Raw genomic sequence first — 21,764 nt, 5'->3', positions numbered from 1 at the left:
TATGTTAACCTGCTAGTAGGAGTTGAATATCTGATATTACAGCGGATTCACAAATACAAATACCCAGGTGAGGTGAGGTTCGAATGGAATACCGGGGAGAAGAAGCTCTCGGGCTTGTGGAGACATTGGGCATGGTTCCTGCCATCCAAGCAGCGGACGCTATGCTTAAAGCAGCAGATGTTGTTCTAGTATCCTATGAGAATGTTGGTTCCACGCTCGTAACGATAATGGTAAAAGGTGATGTCGCGGCGGTTCGTTCGGCAGTAGAGGCTGGCGCTGAAGCGGCAGCGAAGATTGGCAAAGTTACTGCCCATAATGTGATGCCGCGTCCGCTCAGTTCTATTGCAGGAATTGTGAAAGCGCATTCTATAAACGCATAATTTCCGGGGAGGGAGAGAGGTTCATGAGCAAGCATGATGCACTGGGTTTCATTGAAACCTTTGGAATTGTATTCATCATGGAAGCGGCGGATGCCATGTGCAAAGCGGCCAATGTAGATTTGATCGGTTATGAAAACGTGGCGTCCGGTTATATATCTGTCCTTGTTCGCGGAGATGTAGGGGCTGTAAGGGCTGCAGTAGATGCTGGCGTCGCCGCAGTACAGGCGATGGGGACTGAGGTTTACTCTTCAAACGTTATTCCTAACCCACACCCAGACATTGAAAAGATCATTGCCCGTTATGCCCTTCCTTCATAGGGGCAGGTTATCGACAGAAATTCAAGGGAGGTGACCGTGATAAACGACATCTTTGTTATAAAATCGAAGGTATATTCAGGAGAACAGTCACTGAAGAAACTGGCGGAAATTCAAGGCACGAAAGCCTGTATCGTTTCCGATCAGATGATGGAGAAGTTGGGTTATCTGGGGCAGGTGGTTGATCTACTGCAAAGCGGTGGAATCTCCACTGCAGTGTATACCGGTGTTAAGCCCGATCCGGACGTGAGTATTGTAGCCGAAGCGCTTCAAGTATATTGGGAAAACGGCGCTGATGTGTTACTGGCACTGGGCGGCGGCTCCGTCATTGATACAGCGAAGGGCGTTCTGTACTTCGCCCGGCAATATGCACAGGAGAAAGACGCGCCTTTTGTCAAACCATCGTTTGTCGCCATTCCTTCCACCAGCGGCACCGGATCGGAAGTGACCGACTTTTCGGTAATTACGGTGGACGGAGACAAAATTGTTATCGTGGACGATTTTATCGCACCGGACTTAGCGATTCTAGATTCCACCCTTACCAAGCAATTGCCAAACAAAGTCGTGGTGGACACCGGAATGGATGTTCTGACCCATGCGCTGGAGGCTTATGTCTCTACCAAAGCAACCGACTTTACCGATGCGCTGGCCGAAAAGGCTGTCCAATTCGTATTTGCTCATCTGGAAACGCTTTACCATGATCCGGCAGATGCAGAGGCGCGGGATCGGGTGCAGAATGCATCCTGTATGGCGGGAATGGCGTTCACTAACGCCGGTCTTGGTATCATTCATAGTATGTCCCACGCCTTTGGCGGAACGTTTCACATTGCTCACGGACGGGTGAATTCCCTGCTTCTAGAGGCGGTAATGGAGTATAACGCCAACTTGGGCGGAAAAGCGATAGACAGGGTTTGTGAACGCTATGCTAGGCTTGCCTCACTGCTGCACTTGCCGGCCCGAACCGCCCGTGAAGGAACCGTAAGTTTGATCCAGGCAATTGGAAAGTTGAAACGGTCCATCGGTATCGAAAACGGAATCCGTGAGCTTGGCGTTGACCAGGATGCTTTTGATGAGGCGTTGTCACGCATGGCGCGGACCGCGATGGCTGACCGCTGTACGCCAACCAATCCTCGTCAGCCAACGGAAGAAGAGTTGGAGCGCATTTACCGTAAAAGCTATTAAATATATTAATCCTACAAGATTGCGAGGAGAAAAATATTGGATATTCATGAGTTTTCAAGCAAATTTGCCAAAGCAACGAAGGCCATGGCTCCCCAAGAACGAGAAGCCATCATGAAGCTATTCCAGGGAATTTCAAAAGAGCTTTCGGATAAGGGAGCTCAGCCGCAGCTCGAACAGAGCCTCGGCCAGCTTCCCAAGGAAGAATGCACATACCCGGAAGGAATGACCGAGCGTTTGCGGGCTTTGAAAGAACATTATTTGACCATTAGACCAAGCATTACAACCTACCGTGCCAAAGCCTTTACTCAGGTATATAAGGAAAATCCAGGTCTTCCAGAGATTATGCTGCGTGCCAAGGCTTTCCGTAGAGCGTGTGAAGAGGCTCCGCTGCTCATCCAGGACAACGAGTTGATCGTTGGTCATCCTTGCGGTGCTCCGCGTGCGGGCGCTTTCTCGCCTGACATTGCTTGGCGCTGGACCCGGGATGAGCTCGACACCATTCACAACCGTCCTCAGGACCCGTTCTACATCTCCGAGGAAGACAAACGGATCATGCAAGAGGAACTGTTCCCGTTCTGGGAAGGCAAATCGGTGGATGAAATATGTGAACAGCAATACCGGGATGCTGGTCTTTGGGAGTTTTCCGGCGAAGCATTCGTCAGCGATCTTTCCTATCATCAGATCAACGGCGGCGGAGACTCCAACCCAGGCTACGATGTCATTCTAATGAAGAAAGGGATGCTGGATATCCAGCGGGAAGCCAAGGAGCATCTTGCGAAGCTGTCCATGCAAAACCCGGAAGACATCGACAAAATCTATTACTATAAATCCGTGCTAGACACGACCGAAGGCGTAATGGCGTATGCCAAGCGGATGTCTGAATATGCATACCAGCTGGCTGCTAAAGAAACAAATCCGAAGCGCAAGGCGGAGTTGCAAAAAATCGGCGAGATCAACGCTCGCGTACCGGCTCATGCGCCGACTACATTCCATGAGGCAATGCAATCGGTCTGGACCGTAGAATCTCTGCTCGTGGTGGAAGAAAATCAGACAGGCATGTCTGTCGGCCGTGTGGACCAATATATGTATCCTTTCTATGAGGCGGACAGAAAAGCCGGCCGTCTGACAGAGTTTGAAGCATTCGAGATTGCAGGCTGTTTCCTAATCAAATGCTCGGAAATGATGTGGGTTTCCAGCGCGGGTGGCTCCAAGTTTTTTGCCGGCTACCAACCGTTCGTCAATATGTGTGTCGGCGGGCAAAAACGAGAGGGCGGCGACGCCACCAACGACTTGACCTATCTGCTCATGGATGCAGTACGTCATGTCGGCGTTTATCAGCCTTCGCTCGCTTGCCGTATCCACAATAGTTCTCCTCAGAAATATTTGAAGAAGATAGTGGATGTCGTTCGTGCTGGTCTGGGCTTCCCGGCCTGCCATTTCGACGATTCCCACATCAAGATGATGCTGATGAAGGGCTGCAGTATCGAAGATGCCCGTGATTACTGTCTGATGGGCTGTGTGGAACCGCAAAAATCCGGACGCTTGTATCAGTGGACCTCCACCGGATACACCCAGTGGCCGATTGCCATTGAGTTCGTCCTTAACCGTGGCAAAATGCTCTGGCACGGAAGCAATCCAGGATTGGACATGGGCGATTTGAGCAACTTCAAGACCTATGATGAATTTGAAGCGGCGGTTAAGAAGCAGGTAGAATACATCACCGAGCTCTCCGCAGTGGGTACTGTAATCAGCCAGCGCGTTCACCGCGATTATGCGCCGAAGCCGCTTATGTCAATCATGTATGAAGGCACGATGGAAAGTGGTCGCGACGTTTCTGCCGGTGGCGCCATGTATAACTGGGGACCTGGCTTGATATGGTCCGGTCTGGCAACTTACGCCGATTCGATGGCTGCCATCAAGAAGCTGGTTTACGATTGCAAAAAATATTCGCTTGAGCAAATCCGTGACGCGTTGCTGGCCGATTTCGAAGGTTATGAGCAGATCCACAAGGATTGTCTGGACGCGCCAAAATTCGGCAACGACGACGATTATGCCGATGGCATCGCCGCCGATATCACTGGATGGACTGAGAACTATCATCGCAAATTTAAAACGCTGTACTCTACCTTCAGCCATGGCACGCTTTCTATTTCGAACAATACGCCTTTCGGCGAGATGACCGGTGCTACCGCCAATGGGCGTAAAGCTTGGTTGCCGCTGTCCGACGGTATCAGCCCTACCCAGGGCCATGACAAGAAGGGACCGACGGCTATCATCAAATCGGTGAGCAAGATAGATGTCGAGGCCATGAATATTGGTATGGTGCATAACTTCAAGCTTTTGCGAGGTTTGCTGGAAACACCTGAGGGAGAGAACGGACTGATTAATCTGTTGCGGACGGCCTCCATTCTCGGAAACGGCCAAATGCAGTTCAGTTATGTGGATAATGAAACGCTGATTAAAGCGCAGCAAAATCCTGATCAATACCGTGATTTGATCATTCGGGTTGCTGGCTATAGCGCATACTTTGTGGAATTGTGTAAAGAAGTGCAGGATGAGATCATCAGCAGAACGATGATTGAGCATTTCTAAAATAGCCCCGTGCCTCTTCTCCGGCGCTGTACGTCGGGGAAGAGACATTCTGGCATTTAGATATGCGGAAAGGGAGGAGCCACAGCTATGGATTCAGGTATGCCGGAAAGGCAGGCACGTATTTTCAACATTCAAAAATACTCCATATACGACGGCCCCGGTATCCGGACGCTTGTATTCTTCAAGGGATGTCCTCTGCGCTGTCAGTGGTGTGCTAACCCGGAGGGTCTGGAAAAGAAGTATCAGGTGATGTACCAACGGGATTTGTGCAACGATTGCGGCGCATGTGTTGCGGCGTGTCCCCGGGAAATCCACCGTTTGGACACTTCCGGCTCGCAGGAGCCGTCCAAGCCGCAGCATGTGGTTGACCGGAAGATCGAGTGCATTGGCTGCCGGAAATGTGAGGAGGTTTGTCCCGCGCGGGCGCTCTCTATCGTCGGGATGAATATGACAGTATCGGAAATTGTGGAAATTGTAGAGCAGGATATGCTGTTCTACACGACGTCCGGCGGCGGCGTCACCTTGGGCGGCGGCGAAGTATGTTCGCAATCCGAATTTGCGGTCAATTTGCTCAAGGAGTGCAAGCGCGCCGGAATCCATACGGCCATTGAAACCTCTGGGCATACCAAACCGGAAGCGATTCTGGCCATGGCCGAATTCACCGATCTGATATTGTACGATCTGAAACATATGGATTCAGACCGCCATTATCAACTGACGGGTGTACGCAACGAGCGCATTCTCGAAAATTTGCGGGAACTGATTACCCGCAAACATAACGTGATGGTGCGGATGCCGCTGATGAAGGGGCTCAATGATGATGCGGACACCATCCGCAAAACGGTGGAGTTTCTGCTTCCCTATAAGGAATACCGGAATTTTCAAGGCATCGATTTGCTCCCTTATCACAAGCTGGGGATTAACAAGTACAGGCAATTGGACATGGTTTACAGCGTTGAACGCGATTTAAGCCTTAATGAAGCGGATTTGGAGCGTATTGAACGTCAAATCAGCCAATACGATTTCCCGGTACGGGTTATCAAACATTAAGAGCATGCTTTCGAAGCCAGTTTTGTTCGGTAAAGCTAGCGCATTACAAACTCGCAAACAGGAGGAGGACGTTTATGCAGCAGCCTGCTGGGCCGGATCTCGGGCGGATTATTCAGGAGTCGGTGCCGGGCAAACAAGTGACGCTGGCCCATATGATTGCTTCACCCGTGCCTGACATGTATGAAAGACTGGGCATCGATGAAGCGGGGGCTATTGGCATATTAACACTGTCGCCCAGCGAAACCTCCATTATTGCCGCCGATATCGCCACCAAGGTGGCAGATGTGGAAATCGGCTTTCTGGATCGCTTTGCTGGTTCGGTGCTTCTCACCGGAGATATAGCCAGTGTGGAAACGGCGCTGCGAGCCATTATTGAGACGTTCTGCAATAGTCTGGGTTTTGCGACGGCGGAAATTACACGGACATGAAAAAACGTATATTGCGAGCCATATTTTGATATTGGTGGATCAGTCCCGGCATCTGGAAGTCTACTCGCCCGGATTTGCGTCTTCTTTCACAAAGCCGGTTGTCGGGGTAATAACGAAAACCGATCTTGCGCTGGAAAATGAGAATTACTGTGTACAAGTTTTAAAACGTACCGGGATAACCGAACCCTTTTTCCGCATTAGTCTTCCCGTGGGAAGGGGAATCGGGGAATTGAAACGTTATTTGTTCGGGTAATAAGAGTGGAGTTGATACCATGAAATTTATTACCGAAATGGAATTGCGCAATGTGTACAGGATTGAGCCTTTTACATCATACATGGTGGAGCATGGAAGCCGATTGACGCCGGAGGCACGCCAGTTTTTGACGGATCGCCAAATCACCGTGTCCTATAGTACGCAAGAGCAAAATCAAGAACAAAAGCAAGAGCCACTCCCGAATCCGGAGCGACAGGCGAAAAAGCAGGATTGGCGGCGTGGGAAGCTGCGCTGTCAGATGCAATCCGTCTCAGCCCTGTTCTTGTTAACCGGGCAGGAGCTGCTGGAGCGGGATGTGCTGCTGGCCCAGAAGGTGCTAGAGCTGTCAAGGCTGTTTTCGGCCCTCCAAGGCGGCACATCCACGGCCGACTTATCTTTCCAGGGTTGTACCGGCATTACTGCCGATGTTCTTTTTGAGGATGCGGGAGATTGCTTTGAGGTAACCGAGTTTCACATTCAATTGGAAAAAGGCAGAGTAATTGCGTTGCTCCACCGTCTGCGCAGCGCTTTGCGGGAGCTTGGGTTTGCGGTGTTGGAAGCCGCAGAAGGTAGTCCCCAAGAAAAGCCGGAGGAACCTGTTATTCCTGGAATCAACTATATGATTAACGCATTGAGCTCGTTTATTTGCAGAACTACAGGAGGTGGAACATGCCAGAGACAAAACCCTTTGCATACTGCGACCAACTCGTAAAGCAATTTGAAGCTGTCATCCAGAAACCGATTCCAGGACGGTCTTCGTTCTACTATACCGGTGTGGATCTGGGAACGGCCTGTGTGGTGCTTACCGTGTTGGATGATTCTCGGAAACCGGTGGCGGGAGCTTACCGCTACGCCGATGTCGTACGCGACGGAATGGTGGTGGACTACCTAGGAGCGATTCAGATTGTGAGGGAGCTTAAAGCACAGTTGGAGCAGCAATTGGGTGCAGAACTTGAATATGCGGCTTCGGCGATTCCTCCGGGAACCGATTTACTGGATGCTGGCGCCATCAAGCATGTAATCCAAGGTGCGGGTTTTGAAGTTACGGCTTTACTGGATGAACCTACGGCGGCTAATGCCGTGCTGCAAATATCCGACGGAGCCATTGTAGACATTGGCGGCGGAACGACAGGCATTTCAATTCTGAAGGATGGCAAGGTTGTCTATGTCGCCGATGAAGCAACGGGAGGCACCCACTTTTCTTTGGTGGTTGCCGGGGCATACCAGATGAGTTTTTCTGAAGCTGACTGCTTCAAGCGCGACCCTGCCCATCACCAAGAATTGCTGCCGCTGCTCCGGCCGGTTATTGACAAGGTTTCCTCTATCATCAACCGCCATGTGGTGGGCTATGAGGTCAATGAATTGTACTTGGTAGGCGGAACCTGCTGCTTGTCCGGTATGGAGACGATTATTGAGCAGAAGACCGGCATTTCTACCTATAAGCCTAGCAACCCTCTGTTTGTCACGCCGCTGGGCATTGCTCTGAATTGTACGCGGGAGGCGATGTGAGTGGAATTTCGGATTATCAAATCTCCTTCCAAGGGGACGCTGGACATTTTGCTTCGTCGCAGAGGAGCGCCCAGTAGTCGGGAAGTTCCCCAATGCGACGCGGTCGGTCTGGTGCAGGGAAGGCTGATTGACATGGTATGGGCCGCTGATGTAGCTGAAAAAGTGGTGGGCGTGACAGTGGAGGATATTCGCGGCAGCTGCCCGCAGAACATGATTCTTCTCGCTATTTTTGGTGACACGGCTTCCGTAGAGGACGCCATCGCCGAGATTAAGCAGAGGAGCGGAAAAGCGGGGAGGAAGGAATGCCATGATTGCGGCTGAATTGATTCACAATATCTGGTCTACCCGTAAAGCAGATTCCCTTGTAGGAATGAAACTGATGCTGGCCGAGGTGATTGGTGGAAGCGACGACGGGCGCCGCTTGATTGTAGTCGATACAATCGGCGCTGGCATAGGCGATCGAGTGATTGTCTGCACCGGCTCTTCGGCCCGCAAAATGCTGCATACAGACGATGTTCCTGTGGATGCCGTCGTCGTCGGCATCATCGACGCGGACTGCATGTTCGAATAAATATCCGAATAGAAATCGAATGCAGCGAGAAGGGGCGAGAACTGTGAAAAAACTGATATGCGCTGCGGATGTGGAAGAATGGGTGGCTTCCGGACAGAAGCGGTGCTGCATTGACCGAAACACGATTGTGACACCGGCAGCCCATGATAAGGCAAGGGAGCTGGGGCTGGAGTTTACCGATGAGCCATGTGGCACTTTGAGTTCCGAGGCCGCAGGCTGCGAAACCCAGGATGATCTCGACATGAATGCCATTTTCAAATTTTTCAAGATTCTATCGGAAAAAGGAATGGTTGAAAAGCTGTTGGGGACGACTCTTGAGCCACCTTATCAGGCGGAGACGGATCCGACTGGCTTGAAACTTGTGCGGGGCCGGACTGTAAAAATGGAAGCTTACGAAACGGGAACATCTGGTGCCAAGGTATTTCGTCAAGAGGTAATCGGGAAGCCGGATTGTTCCATGAGTGCAGGGTTTCTGACTGTTGATCACGATAGCTTCGCGCAGGAGACGGCCCACGAAGAAACTTATATCGTGTTGGAAGGTACGCTCGATGTCACTTTGAATGAGAGAACCTTCACCGCCCATGAGGGAGATGTACTCTTCATCCCCAAAGGGGTGAAAGCGACCAAGGGATCGTCGAACTGCGCGAGGATGTTTTATATGACTTATCCGGCGGGCGGTCCTGATCGGAAGCTACAGTAACAGGAGGTGATAGCATGCAGGCGCTTGGATTAATTGAAACGCGGGGACTTCTTCCGGCGATTGAATGTCTGGACATCATGCTCAAATCAGCTCAGGTAGAACTGATAGAAAAGTGCAATGTGGGTGGCGGGCTAGTGACGATCGCGGTAACCGGCGATGTCGGCGCTGTTCAAGCATCCGTGGAAGCCGGTGCCTCCGCGGCGCAACAATTGGGCAGTGATGTGTTGGTCAGCCGGCATGTCATTCCTAGACCCCACAGCGACATTGAGAGCATCATCGGCCGGCGCAATGTTTCGAACATTGCCAAGGAGAAGGACGAGCCGGCGCTGCCAGTACAGCATACTCAGGCGGCAGAACAGATGACGGAGCAGACTTCGGAACCGGATGCACTGTCTGATGCTCCACTGGACGCAGTGTCTGATATTCCACTTGACGCAGCGCTTGATGTTCCGCTGGACTCGGCGCCCGATGTCTCAATCGATAGCGGTGGCGAAGAAGGCCTCCCTATACTGGCGGTCGATCCGAATCAGGATCTTGCATCAGAAGATGCCAGTCCGGAAACGGACAAACAAGATCCGCCAGTGCTAGATAGTCCATTCAAACACCAGATTGACGTGCTGGTAAAGGAATCAGGGCTTGACAAAGTAATGGAGCAACTGGAATCGATGACAGCCGTGAAGCTGCGCCGACTGGCCAGAGAGTGCGGTCCTGAGTATGGGATGAGCATGACGACCATTTCCAAGGCCAACAAGGTGAAACTGCTCAAGCGGTTCCGCCATTATTATCAACAGTAAGCCGTATTCGAGAGGGGGATATTTCACTTGGAAAATTTTGATTATGACTTGCAATCGATTCAGGAAACCCGGGACTTGGCCCGTGCAGGCAAAGCGGCCACTGATATCCTTGCCGGGTACGATGCTGAACAGATTGACAGAATTGTACAAAACATGGTGCGGACAGCGGAGGTCAACGCCGCCGAACTGGCTGCGCTGGCAGTGGAGGAAACCGGATTTGGCAAGATTGAGGATAAAATCTTCAAAAACCGTCTGGCTTCCACGGAGCTGTATGAATCCATTCGGGATACGAAAACGATTGGGGTTATCCGCGAGGACAAGACGAATCAATTAATAGAGATTGCCGAGCCTGTCGGACTGCTCATGGGTATTATTCCATCAACCAATCCGACATCCACTACGATTTTCAAATCTATTATTGCGATAAAGGCTCGTAATGGAATAATCTTTTCGCCGCATCCTTCGGCAAAGAAATCCATCATGCGGGCTGCGGAATTGATGCACGCTGCCGCTGTCGAGGCAGGGGCTCCCGAAGGAATCATTGGCTGTGTTACCAAGCCTTCTATGCCGGCGACGCAGGAACTGATGAAGTGCGATGAAATCGCCATGATTATCGCCACAGGCGGCTCGGCGATGGTGAAATCCGCCTATAGCGCAGGTAAGCCGGCGCTGGGGGTGGGTCCGGGTAATGTACCGGCCTATATTGAGCGCACCGCTGATATTCCAAAAGCAGTAGCTAATATCATTGCCAGCAAAACCTTCGATTACGGTACAATCTGCGCATCTGAACAGGCTGTTATCGTGGAGGAATCCATCCGTTCTCAGGTAATCGCGGAGTTTGAGCGTCAGGGCGGTTACTTTATGAATCAGGAGGAAACGACTAAAGTCGCGTCCAAGCTGTTTGTGAAAGGCCATGCCATGAATTCAAGACTGGTAGGACGTTCACCTCAGGTGATCGCAGAAGCGGCTGGTATTCAAATTCCAGCAGGGGTCAAGGTGCTGTTAGGCGAACAGCAGGGCGTGGGAGAGAAATTCCCGCTGTCCTATGAAAAGCTTACTACGGTATTGGCGTTTTACACCGTACAGGACTGGCGTGAGGCTTGCGATATAAGTGTTGGACTACTGCGTAATGGAGGAATAGGCCATAGCTTCTCCATCCATACGCAGAATCACGATATGGTCATGGAATTTGCACAAAAACCTGTATTCCGCATTTTGGTAAATACAGGCTCTACTCAGGGCGGCGTGGGCGCAAGCACCGGGCTTGCTCCGGCCTTCACTTTGGGATGTGGAACCTGGGGCGGCAGCGCCACTTCAGATAATGTGGGACCACAGCACTTGATTAATATCAAGCGCGTGGCTTATGGCATTAAGGACTGTACAGCACAAAGCCCTTATTCTGCTCCCTCTCCGCAACAGCCAAAGCAACAGGAGGATGCGCTGCTGTTGAATCTGGTCGATGAGCTGATGTCTATTTTGCAGAAAAGCGGTGACAGCTAATGGGGAACTATGACCAAGTACTTTCATTGTTAATGGAGGTTGTATCCGGTGCTGGCAAGGCGGAAAAGGAGCCGCGCTCCATCCCTTTAGGGATTTCAAACCGCCATGTGCATCTTTCCCAGGCTGATGTGGAGACGCTCTTCGGAGCTGGATATACGCTATCCAAAATGCGTGATTTGTCCCAACCTGGACAGTATGCATGTAATGAGACCGTTACGGTCTGCGGTCCCAAAGGGGCCATCGAAAAAGTGCGGGTTCTCGGCCCAGTGCGGAAACAGACCCAGGTAGAAATTATGCGTGGAGACTGTTTTAAGTTGGGCGCGAAAGCTCCAGTGCGCTTGTCCGGGGAGCTTGAAGGCACACCGGGCGTCACGTTGGTTGGGCCCAAGGGAAGCGTATATATTACCTGCGGCTTGATGGTTGCACAGCGCCACATTCATATGACGCCTGATGATGCCCTTTTCTTTGGCGTAACCGACGGAGAAATGGTCAGTATTCAATTTGATGGTCTCCGGGGCGGAGGGTACAATCAGGTCGCAATCAGAGTTAGCAATGACGCCGCTCTCGACTGTCATATCGACGTTGAAGAGGCTAACGCGATGGATCTGACATCGGCGTCTGTTGTCAAAATCATAAAAAATCGCTAGGAGGAAATGAACATGAGATCAGAAGCTCTTGGTTTGGTTGAAACAAAAGGTTTGGTAGGTTCTATCGAAGCAGCGGACGCTATGGTCAAAGCGGCCAATGTCACTCTGATTGGCAAAGAGATGGCAGGTGGAGGCCTTGTTACCGTGATGGTACGGGGCGATGTAGGAGCGGTGAAGGCGGCGACGGATGCCGGCGCCGTGGCCGCGAAGAATGTAGGGGAACTCGTGTCGGTACATGTGATTCCTCGTCCTCACAGTGAAGTGGAGAACATCCTTCCGTCTGTAAAGGCATAATTCAAAAAATGATAAACTAAGCCTATGCTTCCGAAGCAAGTTTTGTTCGGTGAGCTAGCGCTTTAATCTCACAAAACTTTTAGGAGGAATGTAACATGAAATCGGAAGCATTGGGTTTAATTGAAACAAAAGGTCTGGTAGGTTCTATCGAAGCAGCGGACGCTATGGTCAAAGCGGCCAATGTCACCTTGATCGGTAAAGAGATGGTAGGTGGCGGACTTGTCACTGTAATGGTACGAGGCGATGTAGGAGCGGTGAAAGCGGCGACAGACGCTGGTGCCGCAGCTGCACAGCGTGTAGGGGAACTCGTGTCGGTACATGTGATTCCTCGTCCTCACAGCGAAGTGGAACACATTCTTCCCGCTGCTAAGCTATAATTTATTTCGATACTCTGCAAAAGGCCAAAACTCGTTTTACCGAGTTTTGGCCTGTTTATTTTTGTCTGCGAGATCCCGGTTGTAGTAGTGGTCCATTTCTCTAAATAGGGTTTTGAGGAGGAGGGATGTACTATTTCCAAACAGGTTGAAAATTGCTATAATAGAGATGATATATTGTGAAAAATTTAGCATGAAACATCTATTTTCCCGTTCATTTTCGGTGAAAGGGTGCAACGAGATTATGCTGAAAACCAATAGTCCGATCGCAAGCAAAGTATACGCACGATACAGCGGCATCCTATCTCTATCCAAGTTCTCGCTGCTGCTGCACGATAACAATGGAGACGTTTTGCTAGAGTTCAATCCGTCCCCTGATTTCTGCAGGCATTTTTGTTGGGAGAATCCTACGCGACCTTGCGCGGATTATTTGAAGCGCTTTAATACCGGTGAACAGGGGAGATTTGTTTGCTGTTACGGCCTGGAGAATTTTTTGTTGCCCATTATGGTCAAAGATGAGGTTGTTGGCTTCATATCGGGGATGCAGGCGTATTCCCAGGAGAGGGAATTTCAGAAGTATCTGATTAATACGGCGGAATTGGCCGAAATGAAGGGGCTGGATTTGGAGGTTGTCGCGAAGGCGATATCGGCTTTTCCAACCATTGACGAGGATAAAGCAGATATTCACGAGCAGCTTTGCCATCATATCGCAAGGAATATTGCGCTCGACATCGCCGAAAGCGAGCAGGACAACACAGGGATTATCAATCGTCTGTCTGCAGAAAAGGAAATACTGGAGAAGCAAGTGATTGACTTAGAAGCAAAAAACATGTCTCTCGTCATCAATCCACATTTCCTGTTCAATACTTTGAATTCCATTGCCCGCATCGCCTATTTCGAACAGTCCCATACGACGGAGGAATTGATTTATTGCCTGTCCGACTTGCTGCGATACAATGTGAAGCAGGATGATCAGCTTCATACTATCGCATCAGAAATGGATAACATTGAGAAGTATTTGTATATACAAAAGGCGCGTTTCAAGAACCGTCTGCAGTATGAAATTATTGTTCCTAATGAATTAAAGGCTTATCGTATTCCGAATATGGTGATTCAGCCTATTGTGGAAAATGCAGTAATTCATGGAATTACCCCCAAGCGAGACGGGGGAACCGTTCGTCTGATTGCTGAGAAGTACAGAAATGATATCACCATTTCTGTTATAGACAACGGTAACGGATTCTCGCCGGAGGTACTAAAGCTCATTCATCAGCCGGACAGCAAGATCGGCGTGGGCTTCCGGAGTACCGATAGCCGTTTGAAGCGTTATTTCGGAGAAGAGTATGGGTTATCGATCGTGAAATCTGATTACAGCGGGAGCACTATTAACATCCGCATCCCCACCCAACCAATTGCGAGGTGATGCAATGAGCGTAGTTATGTTTGTTGAAGATGAGCCGATAGAACAGGAATTTCTTCAATCCATCGCGCAGGAAATTCTAGGTGCTGAAGATAAGCTTCTTATTTGCGATACCGGTACGCAAGCGATTAAGCTCGCCAAGCAATATCGACCGGATATTATTTTTATGGATATCATGCTGCCTGAAATGGATGGAATATCCTCGTTACAGGAAATTCGCAGCTTTCTCCCTAACGCATGCGTGACGATTTTGTCGGCCAGCTCGGATTTCTCCTTTGCACAGGCGGCAATCAGTCTGCAGGTACACGAATATCTGCTTAAGCCGGTCAAGCCGGAAAAATTGCGGCAAATCATTCGTAAGGGGCTGGAGAAGGCCGCTCAATCAGAAGAAAGTGGTGCAACAGAAACTTATCAGAAAGAATCAGCTCAAGAATGTCAGCGCTTTATTCAAGAAGCCGTCGATTATATTCATCAGAATTACAAAGATAAGTTGACCCTGCAAATGGTGGCATGTCATGTGTACATGAATGCCCAATATTTTAGCCGCATATTCAAAAGGGAGCTCGGCGTTACTTACACGGATTATGTGAACAAGCTCAAGATTGCACATGCCTGCAAGCTTCTTGAGACTACCGGGTATCCCGCCTATCGCATCTCCACAGAATGCGGTTTTACCGATCCGTCTTATTTCAACCGGGTATTCTACAAGCAAATGAATATGACGCCGAAGGAATACAAAAAAAGCGTTCTAGTTCGAGGTTAAAAAAACGCTCTCTATAGATAGAATCAAGGAAACTTCCCCCGACTAATGTCGGGTGGGAGTTTTTTTATTATGTCGTCCTAAAAGTACGAATAGTACCAGATTGGAGAAAAAAGTGATTCAGGAAGTCCAACAAGAGGTACGGTTAGTGACAGGCACAATGGCCGCTTTACTATACAATGAAGATACATCTACGAAGACAAATCTACTTAACAGAGGTGTATGGATGATGAAGGAAGCAGTGGCTTCTGCCGGCATGCTGAAACAAAAGATGAATAGTCGTTTCCGAAGAAATGGAATCGCTTACGGACTGATTTCCGGGTTAACGTTCGGCCTTTACAGTACTGTCGTTGCCCTCGCCATGATGAAGGAGCCCTATCTGGGGGTCGTAGGAGCGTTTGCGGCGCCCATAGTGGCATCTGCGATTAATGATGCTTTGGCGGCGATCTGGCTTCTGATCTGGAACATAAAGAATGGGAAGGTCAAAGAAATCGGCCGCAGTCTGGTAACAATACCGGGGTTAATGGTCGCAATTGCTGCGGTGTTTGGCGGCCCGATCGCCAACGGGGCCTATCTGGTTGGGATTGATATGGCCGGAGCGGCGGCTATTCCCATATCGGCGCTGTGTCCGATGTTTGGGGCTATATTCGCTCGAATGTTCCTGAAGCAGAAGATTGATAAACGGGTGGCCCTCGGCATGTTCATCTGTGTTATCGGGGCGGCGCTCATTTCCTATGTCAAGCCTGAAGGTGGAGTGGATAATTTCACACTAGGCATTATTTTTGCTCTCGTGGCCGCACTTGGCTGGGGACTGGAAGGCGTATTTGCCACTTTCGGGATGTCCATGCTTGATTCCAATATCGCCATTACCATTCGCGAGGGCGTTTCCGGAATCGTTTATATTGCCGTGCTGATCCCTATCTTCGGCGCGACGGATCTCTTTGCTTCCGCGCTTGGCTCCGTATCGCCTATGCTCATTATCGCGGCTGCGGCCCTGTTTACGGCAATCTCTTTCCTGACTTGGTATATGGCCAACAATATGGTTGGCGTTGCTGTCGGAATGTCGCTTAACATTACCTATGTGCTGTGGGGGGTTGTCTTTGCAGCTATCTTCCTCGGTAATGCGTTGACTCCTACGATAATTGCCGGTGCAATTATCATTACACTTGGAGCGCTTTTAGTTTCGATGAATCCAATGGATTTCTTCAAAAAGAAGGAGGCGTAAGTAAATGCCATTGTTGCCGATCCGCTCCCGGGTGCTGCTTTTCATGTCCACTGTTCAGCAAGCAAATATTGATGATGCAATGGACGCTTTGAAAAGCGAATACGGTGGAGAGCGTCAATTTACAAGAGCAAACTTTCTGGATCATATGCTGTCGTTGCAGGCAAACGGACTGATTGACGAGGTCCATTACAAGCTGGATGTTAACGGGGAATTATGTATGTACTATGCGATTAACGATGAGGGAATTCGTACGATCAATAAATATTTGCCTAAAAAGTGGACGCAAAACTAAGAACAATCTCATACAACCCGGCCTTAGGCCGGGTTCAGATTGAAGACGAACTCCCGTGAACTACTGTACCGCGGGAGTTCTTTATGTTTTATAGTCCATTTTTTGCTATTAATAGGGGATATCAATACAAACGCTGATTTGGGCGCCAACCTTCGGCAGCATGTCATGGTAAGATATTTGGAGAAACATAGGAATCGGACCTACGATGGAAGAATTGAGAAAGTTATTTAAACGATATGAGGAAAACGGTAAAGTAGCTTTTATATATATGAAACAGAGATATATTGGGGAGAGATTGGACAGGAAAATACATAGCCGGCAAGTAGTGCAAGTAGTATCTTTATCGGGTTCGGCTTATACACAAAACCCGTATTACTTTAAGTTAGTAAAATATCTAAGATTAAGTATTACAAAAACACTTTTATATAATGTGACACAGAATATTAATGTTAGTTAGAGATAGAATAAATAATAAGAGGAGCCATTCCTGTAATGAATGAATTCGAGGTTTGAATGAAAAAAGCACCTTCTGTATACTGGGTTCCGCCCAACACGTTTCTCAACAGAACTGATATAAACCAACAACAATTGAAGCACGGAACAGCCGAAGGATCTAATTCCATAAGGGCAACGACCCAGTAGAGGAGCAAGAAACGGCGTCCACCCCTCGAGAGGCAGAACGAAGGAATGTAAGGGCAAAGACCCAGCGTGACATGGGAGGGTAAGTCGTCGGGGAATGGCGTGGATATCCAGAGTGCGGTCATACGACTCATCCACAGATTGGAAATTACATTCCAATCTCTATTCCCGCCACCGGCTCCTTCAGAAAATTATGTCATAGCTAGACGATTTCCCCATCTATTGAGGTGGTCGATGGTTGAAAATCTAAGAACAAGTGAGAAAACGAGAGAAAACATTAAATTATAGTGGGAGAGTGGATTTGTCCCCTTTGAGGCATAGGGAAACAGAGCTTGCCTTGCACCAAGCCCTGCCCGAACATTTGCTCTCTGTTTTTCAGCCCGACAAGCTCCTATAAATGCGCTGAAACGTCGGAAACCAGGGACTGTGCCTGCTGAAGCGAAGCTTCGTTTGCCGTGCATGCTCCACCATGCGCGAAGCTAACCAGATCAGATTCTCAATGACTGTTTTTACCCGCCTGCGGTTGACCTTCGTTCGCACCGGAGCATCCGGTTCTTGCAGCGAAATTTGCCCAATGGCTCGAAGCAGATTATACGCAACCAAACCTGTACAGAGGACCAGGTCATTTGTGGCAAATTTACCCGAGGGCAGGCGCTCCAAATTCAGATCCGTCTTGAGTTCGCTGTGAAACTGTTCGCTCGTGGCATGGTCACGGTAGAGCCGAATGACTTGCCAAGGCGAACAGGTCAGTGTCGTGAAAAACACCTGTACTTCTACTCGAGGCACCAGCAGGAGTTGACCATCGGCTTCCATCGTCCGCTCAATGACTTGATACACGGCGTGAATCGGACGTTCCAACTTCTTGTCCGTCCATTCCATGGAGCCTAAGTACACGCGTTTGCCTTCCCGTTCTTCACAGCACATCCCGTCCTGTCTGGCGATCATCAGCCATTCTTCGGACGACTCCCGGCGGAGATTGCGCTTGACGATAAAATCCAACGTTCAGACACACGTTCAAATTCTCGAGCGCATCATTGCCAGCATCCATGCGCACGAGCAGCGGCGAATCGGTGATTCGACGGGCATAGTCCAGACTGTGCGATAGAAACGCAGCCGCTTCTTTTTGCACATGCATGCTGCCTTCGCGCAGATTGACGTTGATGCCATAGCCTTCCTGCCCTAGATAGGCAAAAAACGGCGCATAGCCGTCCACCTTTTTGTACGTCAGGGACACGCCTTCTTTCCGGGTATGACTATTGTCGAACGGCGAGACGTCCAGGTCCAGGGGGAGCCAGGACAACGTTTTCCCTTCAGGGAGTGTGACCTGAACAGGGGTCAGCGGTGCGTTCAGAGCATGCAGCAAGTCCGCCGACTCTTCGAGCAGAATCGTCTGCCAGTCGTAGCTGTGGGCGGCGGCTAAATCCAGCCTCTGCCGAAGAGTGGGAGAGGACGGGACATGTTTCAGGCCTAAGGATTTCGCGAAAAACCGGTCCTCCCGAAAGGGCTCGATCTGGTCGAAATCGCTTTTCCCCTGGCACAGCAATCCAAGATAAGCCAGGACCACATCCGGGTGAGTGACGGTAGGGTGCTGTGCACCGGGCAGAGAGTACCGAATGAGACGTTTGGCAATTCGAGTATGAGAAAGAAGCAGGCCAATGAGAGCCAAACCGGAGTGAGCGGTGAGCCACTCCACGGACTGATCGAGTTGAAAACGTATAGGGTTCATGTGTGCACCTCCCAGGTGAATTCAAGACATACGGGAATTCTTCCCTTTTCGTTAGTTTACTTCACCGGGGGCTGTTTTTCTAACCTTTTCAGTTTTTTGTTTCACGGATTCAGGGATACTTCAATGTTCCAATCTTTAACAATATCGTAACATATTATATATTCCTCCTATTTTATTTCGTGGTAAGATTTACCTGAAAGAAGGATTACATCCAAATTGGGAGGGATAGTTTTGAAAACAAAAAGACCAAAATCGCTAGTGAAAAAATGTACAGGAATTGCGTTAGCAAGTGTAATTGGATTTAGTAGTCTTGGTGTATTGGCAACGAGTGTAAGTGCCGCTGAAAATAAGAACCAGGTTAATGTGAACCAATCACTTAAAGCAGAAGAAATAACGATTACTCAGTTACGGGTTACTATCCAGCATAAAGATGATCCCTTTATTAATCATGTTAAAATATTCATTGATAAACACCTGGAAGAATCGGAATTTTTATGGGGGAAAGTTAGTAATTCGTTAAAAAGAGATATCGTGGATCTACTTACAGGAGATAAAAAAGACTACTCTTACAAAGTTAGTAGAGCTCTTATTGTGCACTTTTTAGAGGTCCCGTCCTTATTAAAATCATCAAGTGCAGAATTTAAAAAAGAAATCCTTCAATTACTCAAATACTTATAGATATATGTAATAAGGTCTACTCATCTAATGGAGTAGACCTTATTATATTCTTGGATAGGCGAAGTTTCCGGGAAAACCAGAATATCCGTAAGCGGTTACAAAACACGAACAGGGCCGAGGAAAACGGATTGAGCTCAAATTGTTCCTGTACAATCGCGGCCAGTCCATCGATCGATTTGCGCATGTCTGTTGCGCCGCAAGCAAGATAAACAGGTGAAGCAGCGGTGAAATTCAGCATAACGGCGTAAGGGCGGCAACAACGTCACGAAGCAGTCCGGGTTCAAAACCGGGACGAACGTCGATCCGGGCAACGCCGACTTGGATCTGAAGGGACTCGGTTGCTTCGATTCGGCCGGCGACAGCAACTGGACGAAATGTAGTGTTCGCCGAGGTAACTGGTGGTTGCCTTTTCGCCTTATAAAGCCAGTATTTTAATTGATGAACGGTCAGGTCATGCTCTTCGCATCAGGCTTTCATCGTTTGACCGCTGGCCTGATAAGCGGTAATGCGCTCCTTCCATAACGCTTGCAAATTCGTCTCCATTTGTCCATCCTTTCGTATGCATGATGGATTCATTGTGACGGATTTGTATACCTTTGGATAGGTGTGATCGGCTTGACGCTTATAAAGAAAGTCAGGAAACAGTAGCAAACAGAATAGGTGGAACCATATTAAGAGATGATGATTTTGATTCCTTTCGTGAATTTATATCGAATGGTTATGGTGAAATACATAAAGAAAATAAAAGGATATACCGATTTCATCAACACAACCGGGAACGTGATACGGCCATCGTTTCACTTATATTAGGTTCGGGGCTTCGTTTATCAGAAGTGGCCGGTTGCAATCTAGAAGATCTCGACATAAAGAAAAGTCTGATACGTGTGATCAGAAGAGGAAATAAAGAACAACTCGGTATCACAAAGAGAATAATGATGTTCCAAAACTAAGAAACCATTTGGGCCATTCTTCAATTCAAACAACAATGATTTATACGCATTTAACGGACGATCACATGAAGGAAGCAATCAATAAAATGGATAACTAAAAATGACACAAAAATGCCCTCATAGTTGGAGAAGTTGCCCTCATTAGAGTCACTGCGACACAAAGTTACCATCTTGCTTGGAGGAGAGTCTTAACTCTGATTAATTTGAAAGATTACTCAAAAAAATAGCCAAAGTTACCCTCAATAGATTAATTTAGACCAAAATAAAAAGGGGAACTTTGTGTCACTGTACAAAGTAGAATAGAGATAAATTCAACCGACTGACTTATGTACAAAATACGGGTTTTGTGAAACAGTCAGTCCGGAAAATGCCGGAGACATCGACCACGATAATTCTTTATCTTCTAAGTTTTAGATTGCATGGTGCTATCATTTGGAAAATTTTCTTCCTTCGTCTCCATAACTATTCCTCCATTTTTACATATCATTTATTCTTCCGTTATAAAATATTAATGCGTTGTTTTCCAGCTACCTCCCTTGATTAAAACGTTTCCAGTGGTTGGAAAGTTGTTTTATCGTTTCCCGTTAGTTCAATAAGTCAGCAAAAAATCTACATAGCCCAATTTTTCATAAAGTCGTTTGGCTTTCGGATTATTTATTCCCACCTCTAACCCTATACAAGTACATCCCTTTTCTTTTCCTAAACGTTCGGCTTCTTGGATGATGGCTGTTGCAACACCTTGTCTCCGATATTCATATACTGATAACCCAGCTTCTAAGAAAGCGCTATGGGTAATATCTACTAATTTAGTTACAGGCTCATCATTAGGACCACTCCATCGTAGTAAGAAATGGCCAACAGGGGTGTTATTATGCCAAGCGATTAAGTATAGTCCCTCACCCCTCTTTTGTGTATCATATCGGTTGTGCTGAAACATAGGATTACCAGGTGAAAACTGAGTAACAAGGAAATTCAACTGGGATTCTTCTGCTTCTTTTATTTCTAAGCATAATTTATCTTTATTCATTTCAACTTCCTCTCTCCCAAACAACAATATTCAAATAATATTCAAGTAATAATTTCGTTTAATAATCGCATTATCCTGCCCAGCGGGCTTCTGCGAGCTTTTGGGGGCCACAAAACGATGAGGCACCTGGAGGGGAATGGACTCCGCAATGCTGTCCTCCAGTTGGCGCTCGACCTCGTTCCTCCTGGACAACAGCCGCTCCTGACGGTCATTCAACTCGCCGAGTCGTTCGAAGAACAGGTCGTCATCGACGCCGTTCCTTCAAACAACTTGAGGAAGCGCTCACGCTGACTTGTGATGCTCGCGAGTTCTTTATCTACGATAGAATCGATGGAGCAGGCCGATACAATCTGTGCTGTCAGGCATTGATTTTTTTCCAAAAGAGCTTATTCTATAGACAGCTTAGCGATAAGCAAGTTCCTGACACGAAGGGGGATGTGTTTTAATGGCAACTACTTA

The 21,764-nt window shown here is 48.5% G+C and carries 24 protein-coding genes and 4 pseudogenes; 24 read left to right on the top strand and 4 right to left on the bottom strand.

Going from position 1 to position 21,764, the window contains the following annotated elements; translation table 11 throughout:
• Nucleotides 1-83: 83 nt before the first annotated feature.
• The 21 genes and pseudogenes from DQX05_RS12865 (at nt 84) to DQX05_RS12765 (ending at nt 16,285) form a co-directional block, all read left to right on the top strand.
• Nucleotides 84-380, top strand: a complete 297-nt coding sequence (locus DQX05_RS12865; RefSeq protein WP_021255521.1) for a BMC domain-containing protein — start codon at nt 84-86, stop codon at nt 378-380.
• A gap of 23 nt (nt 381-403) precedes the next feature.
• Complete coding sequence (locus DQX05_RS12860; RefSeq protein WP_119794026.1) at nt 404-697, top strand: BMC domain-containing protein; 294 nt, start codon at nt 404-406, stop codon at nt 695-697.
• Between the two features lie 36 nt (nt 698-733).
• On the top strand, nt 734-1,876 hold the full coding sequence (locus DQX05_RS12855) for a 1-propanol dehydrogenase PduQ (RefSeq protein WP_119794025.1): 1,143 nt from the start codon (nt 734-736) through the stop codon (nt 1,874-1,876).
• Nucleotides 1,877-1,912: 36 nt separating this feature from the next.
• A complete protein-coding gene (gene cutC, locus DQX05_RS12850) occupies nt 1,913-4,468 on the top strand; it encodes a choline trimethylamine-lyase (RefSeq protein WP_119794024.1) in 2,556 nt (851 codons plus the stop codon).
• 87 nt (nt 4,469-4,555) lie between these two features.
• A complete protein-coding gene (gene cutD, locus DQX05_RS12845; RefSeq protein ID WP_119794023.1) occupies nt 4,556-5,518 on the top strand; it encodes a choline TMA-lyase-activating enzyme in 963 nt (320 codons plus the stop codon).
• 74 nt (nt 5,519-5,592) lie between these two features.
• Nucleotides 5,593-5,946 carry a BMC domain-containing protein gene (locus tag DQX05_RS12840; protein ID WP_119794022.1) on the top strand — a complete coding sequence of 118 codons (354 nt, stop codon included), beginning with the start codon at nt 5,593-5,595 and terminating at the stop codon, nt 5,944-5,946.
• Nucleotides 5,864-6,199: a EutP/PduV family microcompartment system protein gene (locus tag DQX05_RS12835; protein WP_259391958.1), complete on the top strand. Its 336-nt coding sequence runs from the start codon at nt 5,864-5,866 to the stop codon at nt 6,197-6,199. The genes DQX05_RS12840 and DQX05_RS12835 overlap by 83 nt, the downstream gene beginning before the upstream one ends.
• 19 nt (nt 6,200-6,218) lie before the next feature.
• A complete protein-coding gene (locus tag DQX05_RS12830) occupies nt 6,219-6,911 on the top strand; it encodes a cobalamin adenosyltransferase (RefSeq protein WP_119794021.1) in 693 nt (230 codons plus the stop codon).
• Nucleotides 6,869-7,708 (top strand): ethanolamine utilization protein EutJ, encoded by an 840-nt coding sequence (eutJ, locus tag DQX05_RS12825; protein ID WP_119794020.1) that lies wholly within the window; start codon nt 6,869-6,871, stop codon nt 7,706-7,708. The genes DQX05_RS12830 and eutJ overlap by 43 nt, the downstream gene beginning before the upstream one ends.
• Nucleotides 7,709-8,029, top strand: a complete 321-nt coding sequence (locus tag DQX05_RS12820) for a microcompartments protein (protein ID WP_021259267.1) — start codon at nt 7,709-7,711, stop codon at nt 8,027-8,029.
• Nucleotides 8,016-8,279 carry a EutN/CcmL family microcompartment protein gene (locus DQX05_RS12815; RefSeq protein ID WP_072730882.1) on the top strand — a complete coding sequence of 88 codons (264 nt, stop codon included), beginning with the start codon at nt 8,016-8,018 and terminating at the stop codon, nt 8,277-8,279. Before DQX05_RS12820 ends, DQX05_RS12815 begins: the two co-directional genes overlap by 14 nt.
• A gap of 43 nt (nt 8,280-8,322) precedes the next feature.
• The gene (locus DQX05_RS12810; protein ID WP_119794019.1) at nt 8,323-8,979 is read left to right on the top strand and encodes a cupin domain-containing protein; all 657 of its coding nucleotides are present in this window, start codon (nt 8,323-8,325) and stop codon (nt 8,977-8,979) included.
• Nucleotides 8,980-8,993: 14 nt separating this feature from the next.
• Nucleotides 8,994-9,257: pseudogene (locus DQX05_RS33120) on the top strand (BMC domain-containing protein); the annotation flags it as partial.
• A 543-nt stretch (nt 9,258-9,800) separates the two neighbouring features.
• Entirely contained in the window at nt 9,801-11,273 is a 1,473-nt protein-coding gene (locus DQX05_RS12800; protein ID WP_119794017.1) for an acetaldehyde dehydrogenase (acetylating), read from the top strand.
• Complete coding sequence (locus tag DQX05_RS12795) at nt 11,273-11,920, top strand: phosphate propanoyltransferase (RefSeq protein ID WP_119794016.1); 648 nt, start codon at nt 11,273-11,275, stop codon at nt 11,918-11,920. Before DQX05_RS12800 ends, DQX05_RS12795 begins: the two co-directional genes overlap by 1 nt.
• Before the next feature lie 12 nt (nt 11,921-11,932).
• Complete coding sequence (locus tag DQX05_RS12790) at nt 11,933-12,214, top strand: BMC domain-containing protein (protein ID WP_119794015.1); 282 nt, start codon at nt 11,933-11,935, stop codon at nt 12,212-12,214.
• Nucleotides 12,215-12,309: 95 nt separating this feature from the next.
• On the top strand, nt 12,310-12,591 hold the full coding sequence (gene eutM, locus DQX05_RS12785; RefSeq protein ID WP_119794014.1) for an ethanolamine utilization microcompartment protein EutM: 282 nt from the start codon (nt 12,310-12,312) through the stop codon (nt 12,589-12,591).
• 241 nt (nt 12,592-12,832) lie between these two features.
• Nucleotides 12,833-14,011, top strand: coding sequence for a histidine kinase (locus DQX05_RS12780; RefSeq protein WP_119794013.1), 1,179 nt, complete (start codon nt 12,833-12,835; stop codon nt 14,009-14,011).
• Nucleotides 14,012-14,015: 4 nt separating this feature from the next.
• Nucleotides 14,016-14,771, top strand: a complete 756-nt coding sequence (locus DQX05_RS12775; protein WP_119794012.1) for a response regulator transcription factor — start codon at nt 14,016-14,018, stop codon at nt 14,769-14,771.
• Nucleotides 14,772-14,994: 223 nt separating this feature from the next.
• Nucleotides 14,995-15,993, top strand: coding sequence for a DMT family transporter (locus DQX05_RS12770; protein ID WP_259391955.1), 999 nt, complete (start codon nt 14,995-14,997; stop codon nt 15,991-15,993).
• 4 nt (nt 15,994-15,997) lie between these two features.
• On the top strand, nt 15,998-16,285 hold the full coding sequence (locus DQX05_RS12765) for a hypothetical protein (RefSeq protein ID WP_119794011.1): 288 nt from the start codon (nt 15,998-16,000) through the stop codon (nt 16,283-16,285).
• A gap of 1,014 nt (nt 16,286-17,299) precedes the next feature.
• Here DQX05_RS12765 and DQX05_RS12760 read toward each other — a convergent pair.
• A pseudogene (locus DQX05_RS12760) lies at nt 17,300-18,650 on the bottom strand (IS1380 family transposase).
• A 231-nt stretch (nt 18,651-18,881) separates the two neighbouring features.
• On the opposite strand from DQX05_RS12760, the gene DQX05_RS12755 reads away from it, so the two are divergent.
• The gene (locus DQX05_RS12755; RefSeq protein ID WP_119794010.1) at nt 18,882-19,328 is read left to right on the top strand and encodes a hypothetical protein; all 447 of its coding nucleotides are present in this window, start codon (nt 18,882-18,884) and stop codon (nt 19,326-19,328) included.
• Between the two features lie 16 nt (nt 19,329-19,344).
• On the opposite strand, the gene tnpB is transcribed toward DQX05_RS12755, so the two are convergent.
• The gene (tnpB, locus tag DQX05_RS33115; protein ID WP_119794009.1) at nt 19,345-19,566 is read right to left on the bottom strand and encodes an IS66 family insertion sequence element accessory protein TnpB; all 222 of its coding nucleotides are present in this window, start codon (nt 19,564-19,566) and stop codon (nt 19,345-19,347) included.
• Nucleotides 19,560-19,781 (bottom strand): annotated as a pseudogene (locus DQX05_RS33110) (IS66 family insertion sequence element accessory protein TnpA); the annotation flags it as partial. The pseudogene DQX05_RS33110 and the gene tnpB, both read right to left, overlap by 7 nt.
• 173 nt (nt 19,782-19,954) lie before the next feature.
• Here DQX05_RS33110 and DQX05_RS12740 point away from each other — a divergent pair.
• Nucleotides 19,955-20,376 (top strand): annotated as a pseudogene (locus DQX05_RS12740) (tyrosine-type recombinase/integrase); the annotation flags it as partial.
• Between the two features lie 491 nt (nt 20,377-20,867).
• Here the strand turns inward: DQX05_RS12740 and DQX05_RS12735 are convergent.
• The gene (locus tag DQX05_RS12735) at nt 20,868-21,305 is read right to left on the bottom strand and encodes a GNAT family N-acetyltransferase (RefSeq protein WP_119794008.1); all 438 of its coding nucleotides are present in this window, start codon (nt 21,303-21,305) and stop codon (nt 20,868-20,870) included.
• 117 nt (nt 21,306-21,422) lie between these two features.
• Here DQX05_RS12735 and DQX05_RS30705 point away from each other — a divergent pair, with 117 nt between their 5' ends.
• Nucleotides 21,423-21,596 (top strand): hypothetical protein, encoded by a 174-nt coding sequence (locus DQX05_RS30705; protein ID WP_182914728.1) that lies wholly within the window; start codon nt 21,423-21,425, stop codon nt 21,594-21,596.
• Nucleotides 21,597-21,764 lie beyond the last annotated feature (168 nt).

The sequence above is a fragment of the Paenibacillus thiaminolyticus genome, assembly GCF_003591545.1.
Classification (GTDB): domain Bacteria; phylum Bacillota; class Bacilli; order Paenibacillales; family Paenibacillaceae; genus Paenibacillus_B; species Paenibacillus_B thiaminolyticus_A.
This window is presented reverse-complemented; position numbering and strand designations above follow the sequence as displayed.

Bases quoted from the DNA above. Each gene is read 5' to 3' on its own strand.
- DQX05_RS12865 (WP_021255521.1), top strand. From the start codon at position 84: ATGGAATACCGGGGAGAAGAAGCTCTCGGGCTTGTGGAGACATTGGGC.
- DQX05_RS12860 (WP_119794026.1), top strand. From the start codon at position 404: ATGAGCAAGCATGATGCACTGGGTTTCATTGAAACCTTTGGAATTGTA.
- cutD (WP_119794023.1), top strand. From the start codon at position 4,556: ATGGATTCAGGTATGCCGGAAAGGCAGGCACGTATTTTCAACATTCAA.
- DQX05_RS12840 (WP_119794022.1), top strand. From the start codon at position 5,593: ATGCAGCAGCCTGCTGGGCCGGATCTCGGGCGGATTATTCAGGAGTCG.
- DQX05_RS12830 (WP_119794021.1), top strand. From the start codon at position 6,219: ATGAAATTTATTACCGAAATGGAATTGCGCAATGTGTACAGGATTGAG.
- eutJ (WP_119794020.1), top strand. From the start codon at position 6,869: ATGCCAGAGACAAAACCCTTTGCATACTGCGACCAACTCGTAAAGCAA.
- DQX05_RS12815 (WP_072730882.1), top strand. From the start codon at position 8,016: ATGATTGCGGCTGAATTGATTCACAATATCTGGTCTACCCGTAAAGCA.
- DQX05_RS12795 (WP_119794016.1), top strand. From the start codon at position 11,273: ATGGGGAACTATGACCAAGTACTTTCATTGTTAATGGAGGTTGTATCC.
- DQX05_RS12790 (WP_119794015.1), top strand. From the start codon at position 11,933: ATGAGATCAGAAGCTCTTGGTTTGGTTGAAACAAAAGGTTTGGTAGGT.
- eutM (WP_119794014.1), top strand. From the start codon at position 12,310: ATGAAATCGGAAGCATTGGGTTTAATTGAAACAAAAGGTCTGGTAGGT.
- DQX05_RS12780 (WP_119794013.1), top strand. From the start codon at position 12,833: ATGCTGAAAACCAATAGTCCGATCGCAAGCAAAGTATACGCACGATAC.
- DQX05_RS12775 (WP_119794012.1), top strand. From the start codon at position 14,016: ATGAGCGTAGTTATGTTTGTTGAAGATGAGCCGATAGAACAGGAATTT.
- DQX05_RS12770 (WP_259391955.1), top strand. From the start codon at position 14,995: ATGATGAAGGAAGCAGTGGCTTCTGCCGGCATGCTGAAACAAAAGATG.
- DQX05_RS12765 (WP_119794011.1), top strand. From the start codon at position 15,998: ATGCCATTGTTGCCGATCCGCTCCCGGGTGCTGCTTTTCATGTCCACT.
- tnpB (WP_119794009.1), bottom strand. From the start codon at position 19,566: ATGCTGAATTTCACCGCTGCTTCACCTGTTTATCTTGCTTGCGGCGCA.
- DQX05_RS12735 (WP_119794008.1), bottom strand. From the start codon at position 21,305: ATGAATAAAGATAAATTATGCTTAGAAATAAAAGAAGCAGAAGAATCC.
- DQX05_RS30705 (WP_182914728.1), top strand. From the start codon at position 21,423: ATGAGGCACCTGGAGGGGAATGGACTCCGCAATGCTGTCCTCCAGTTG.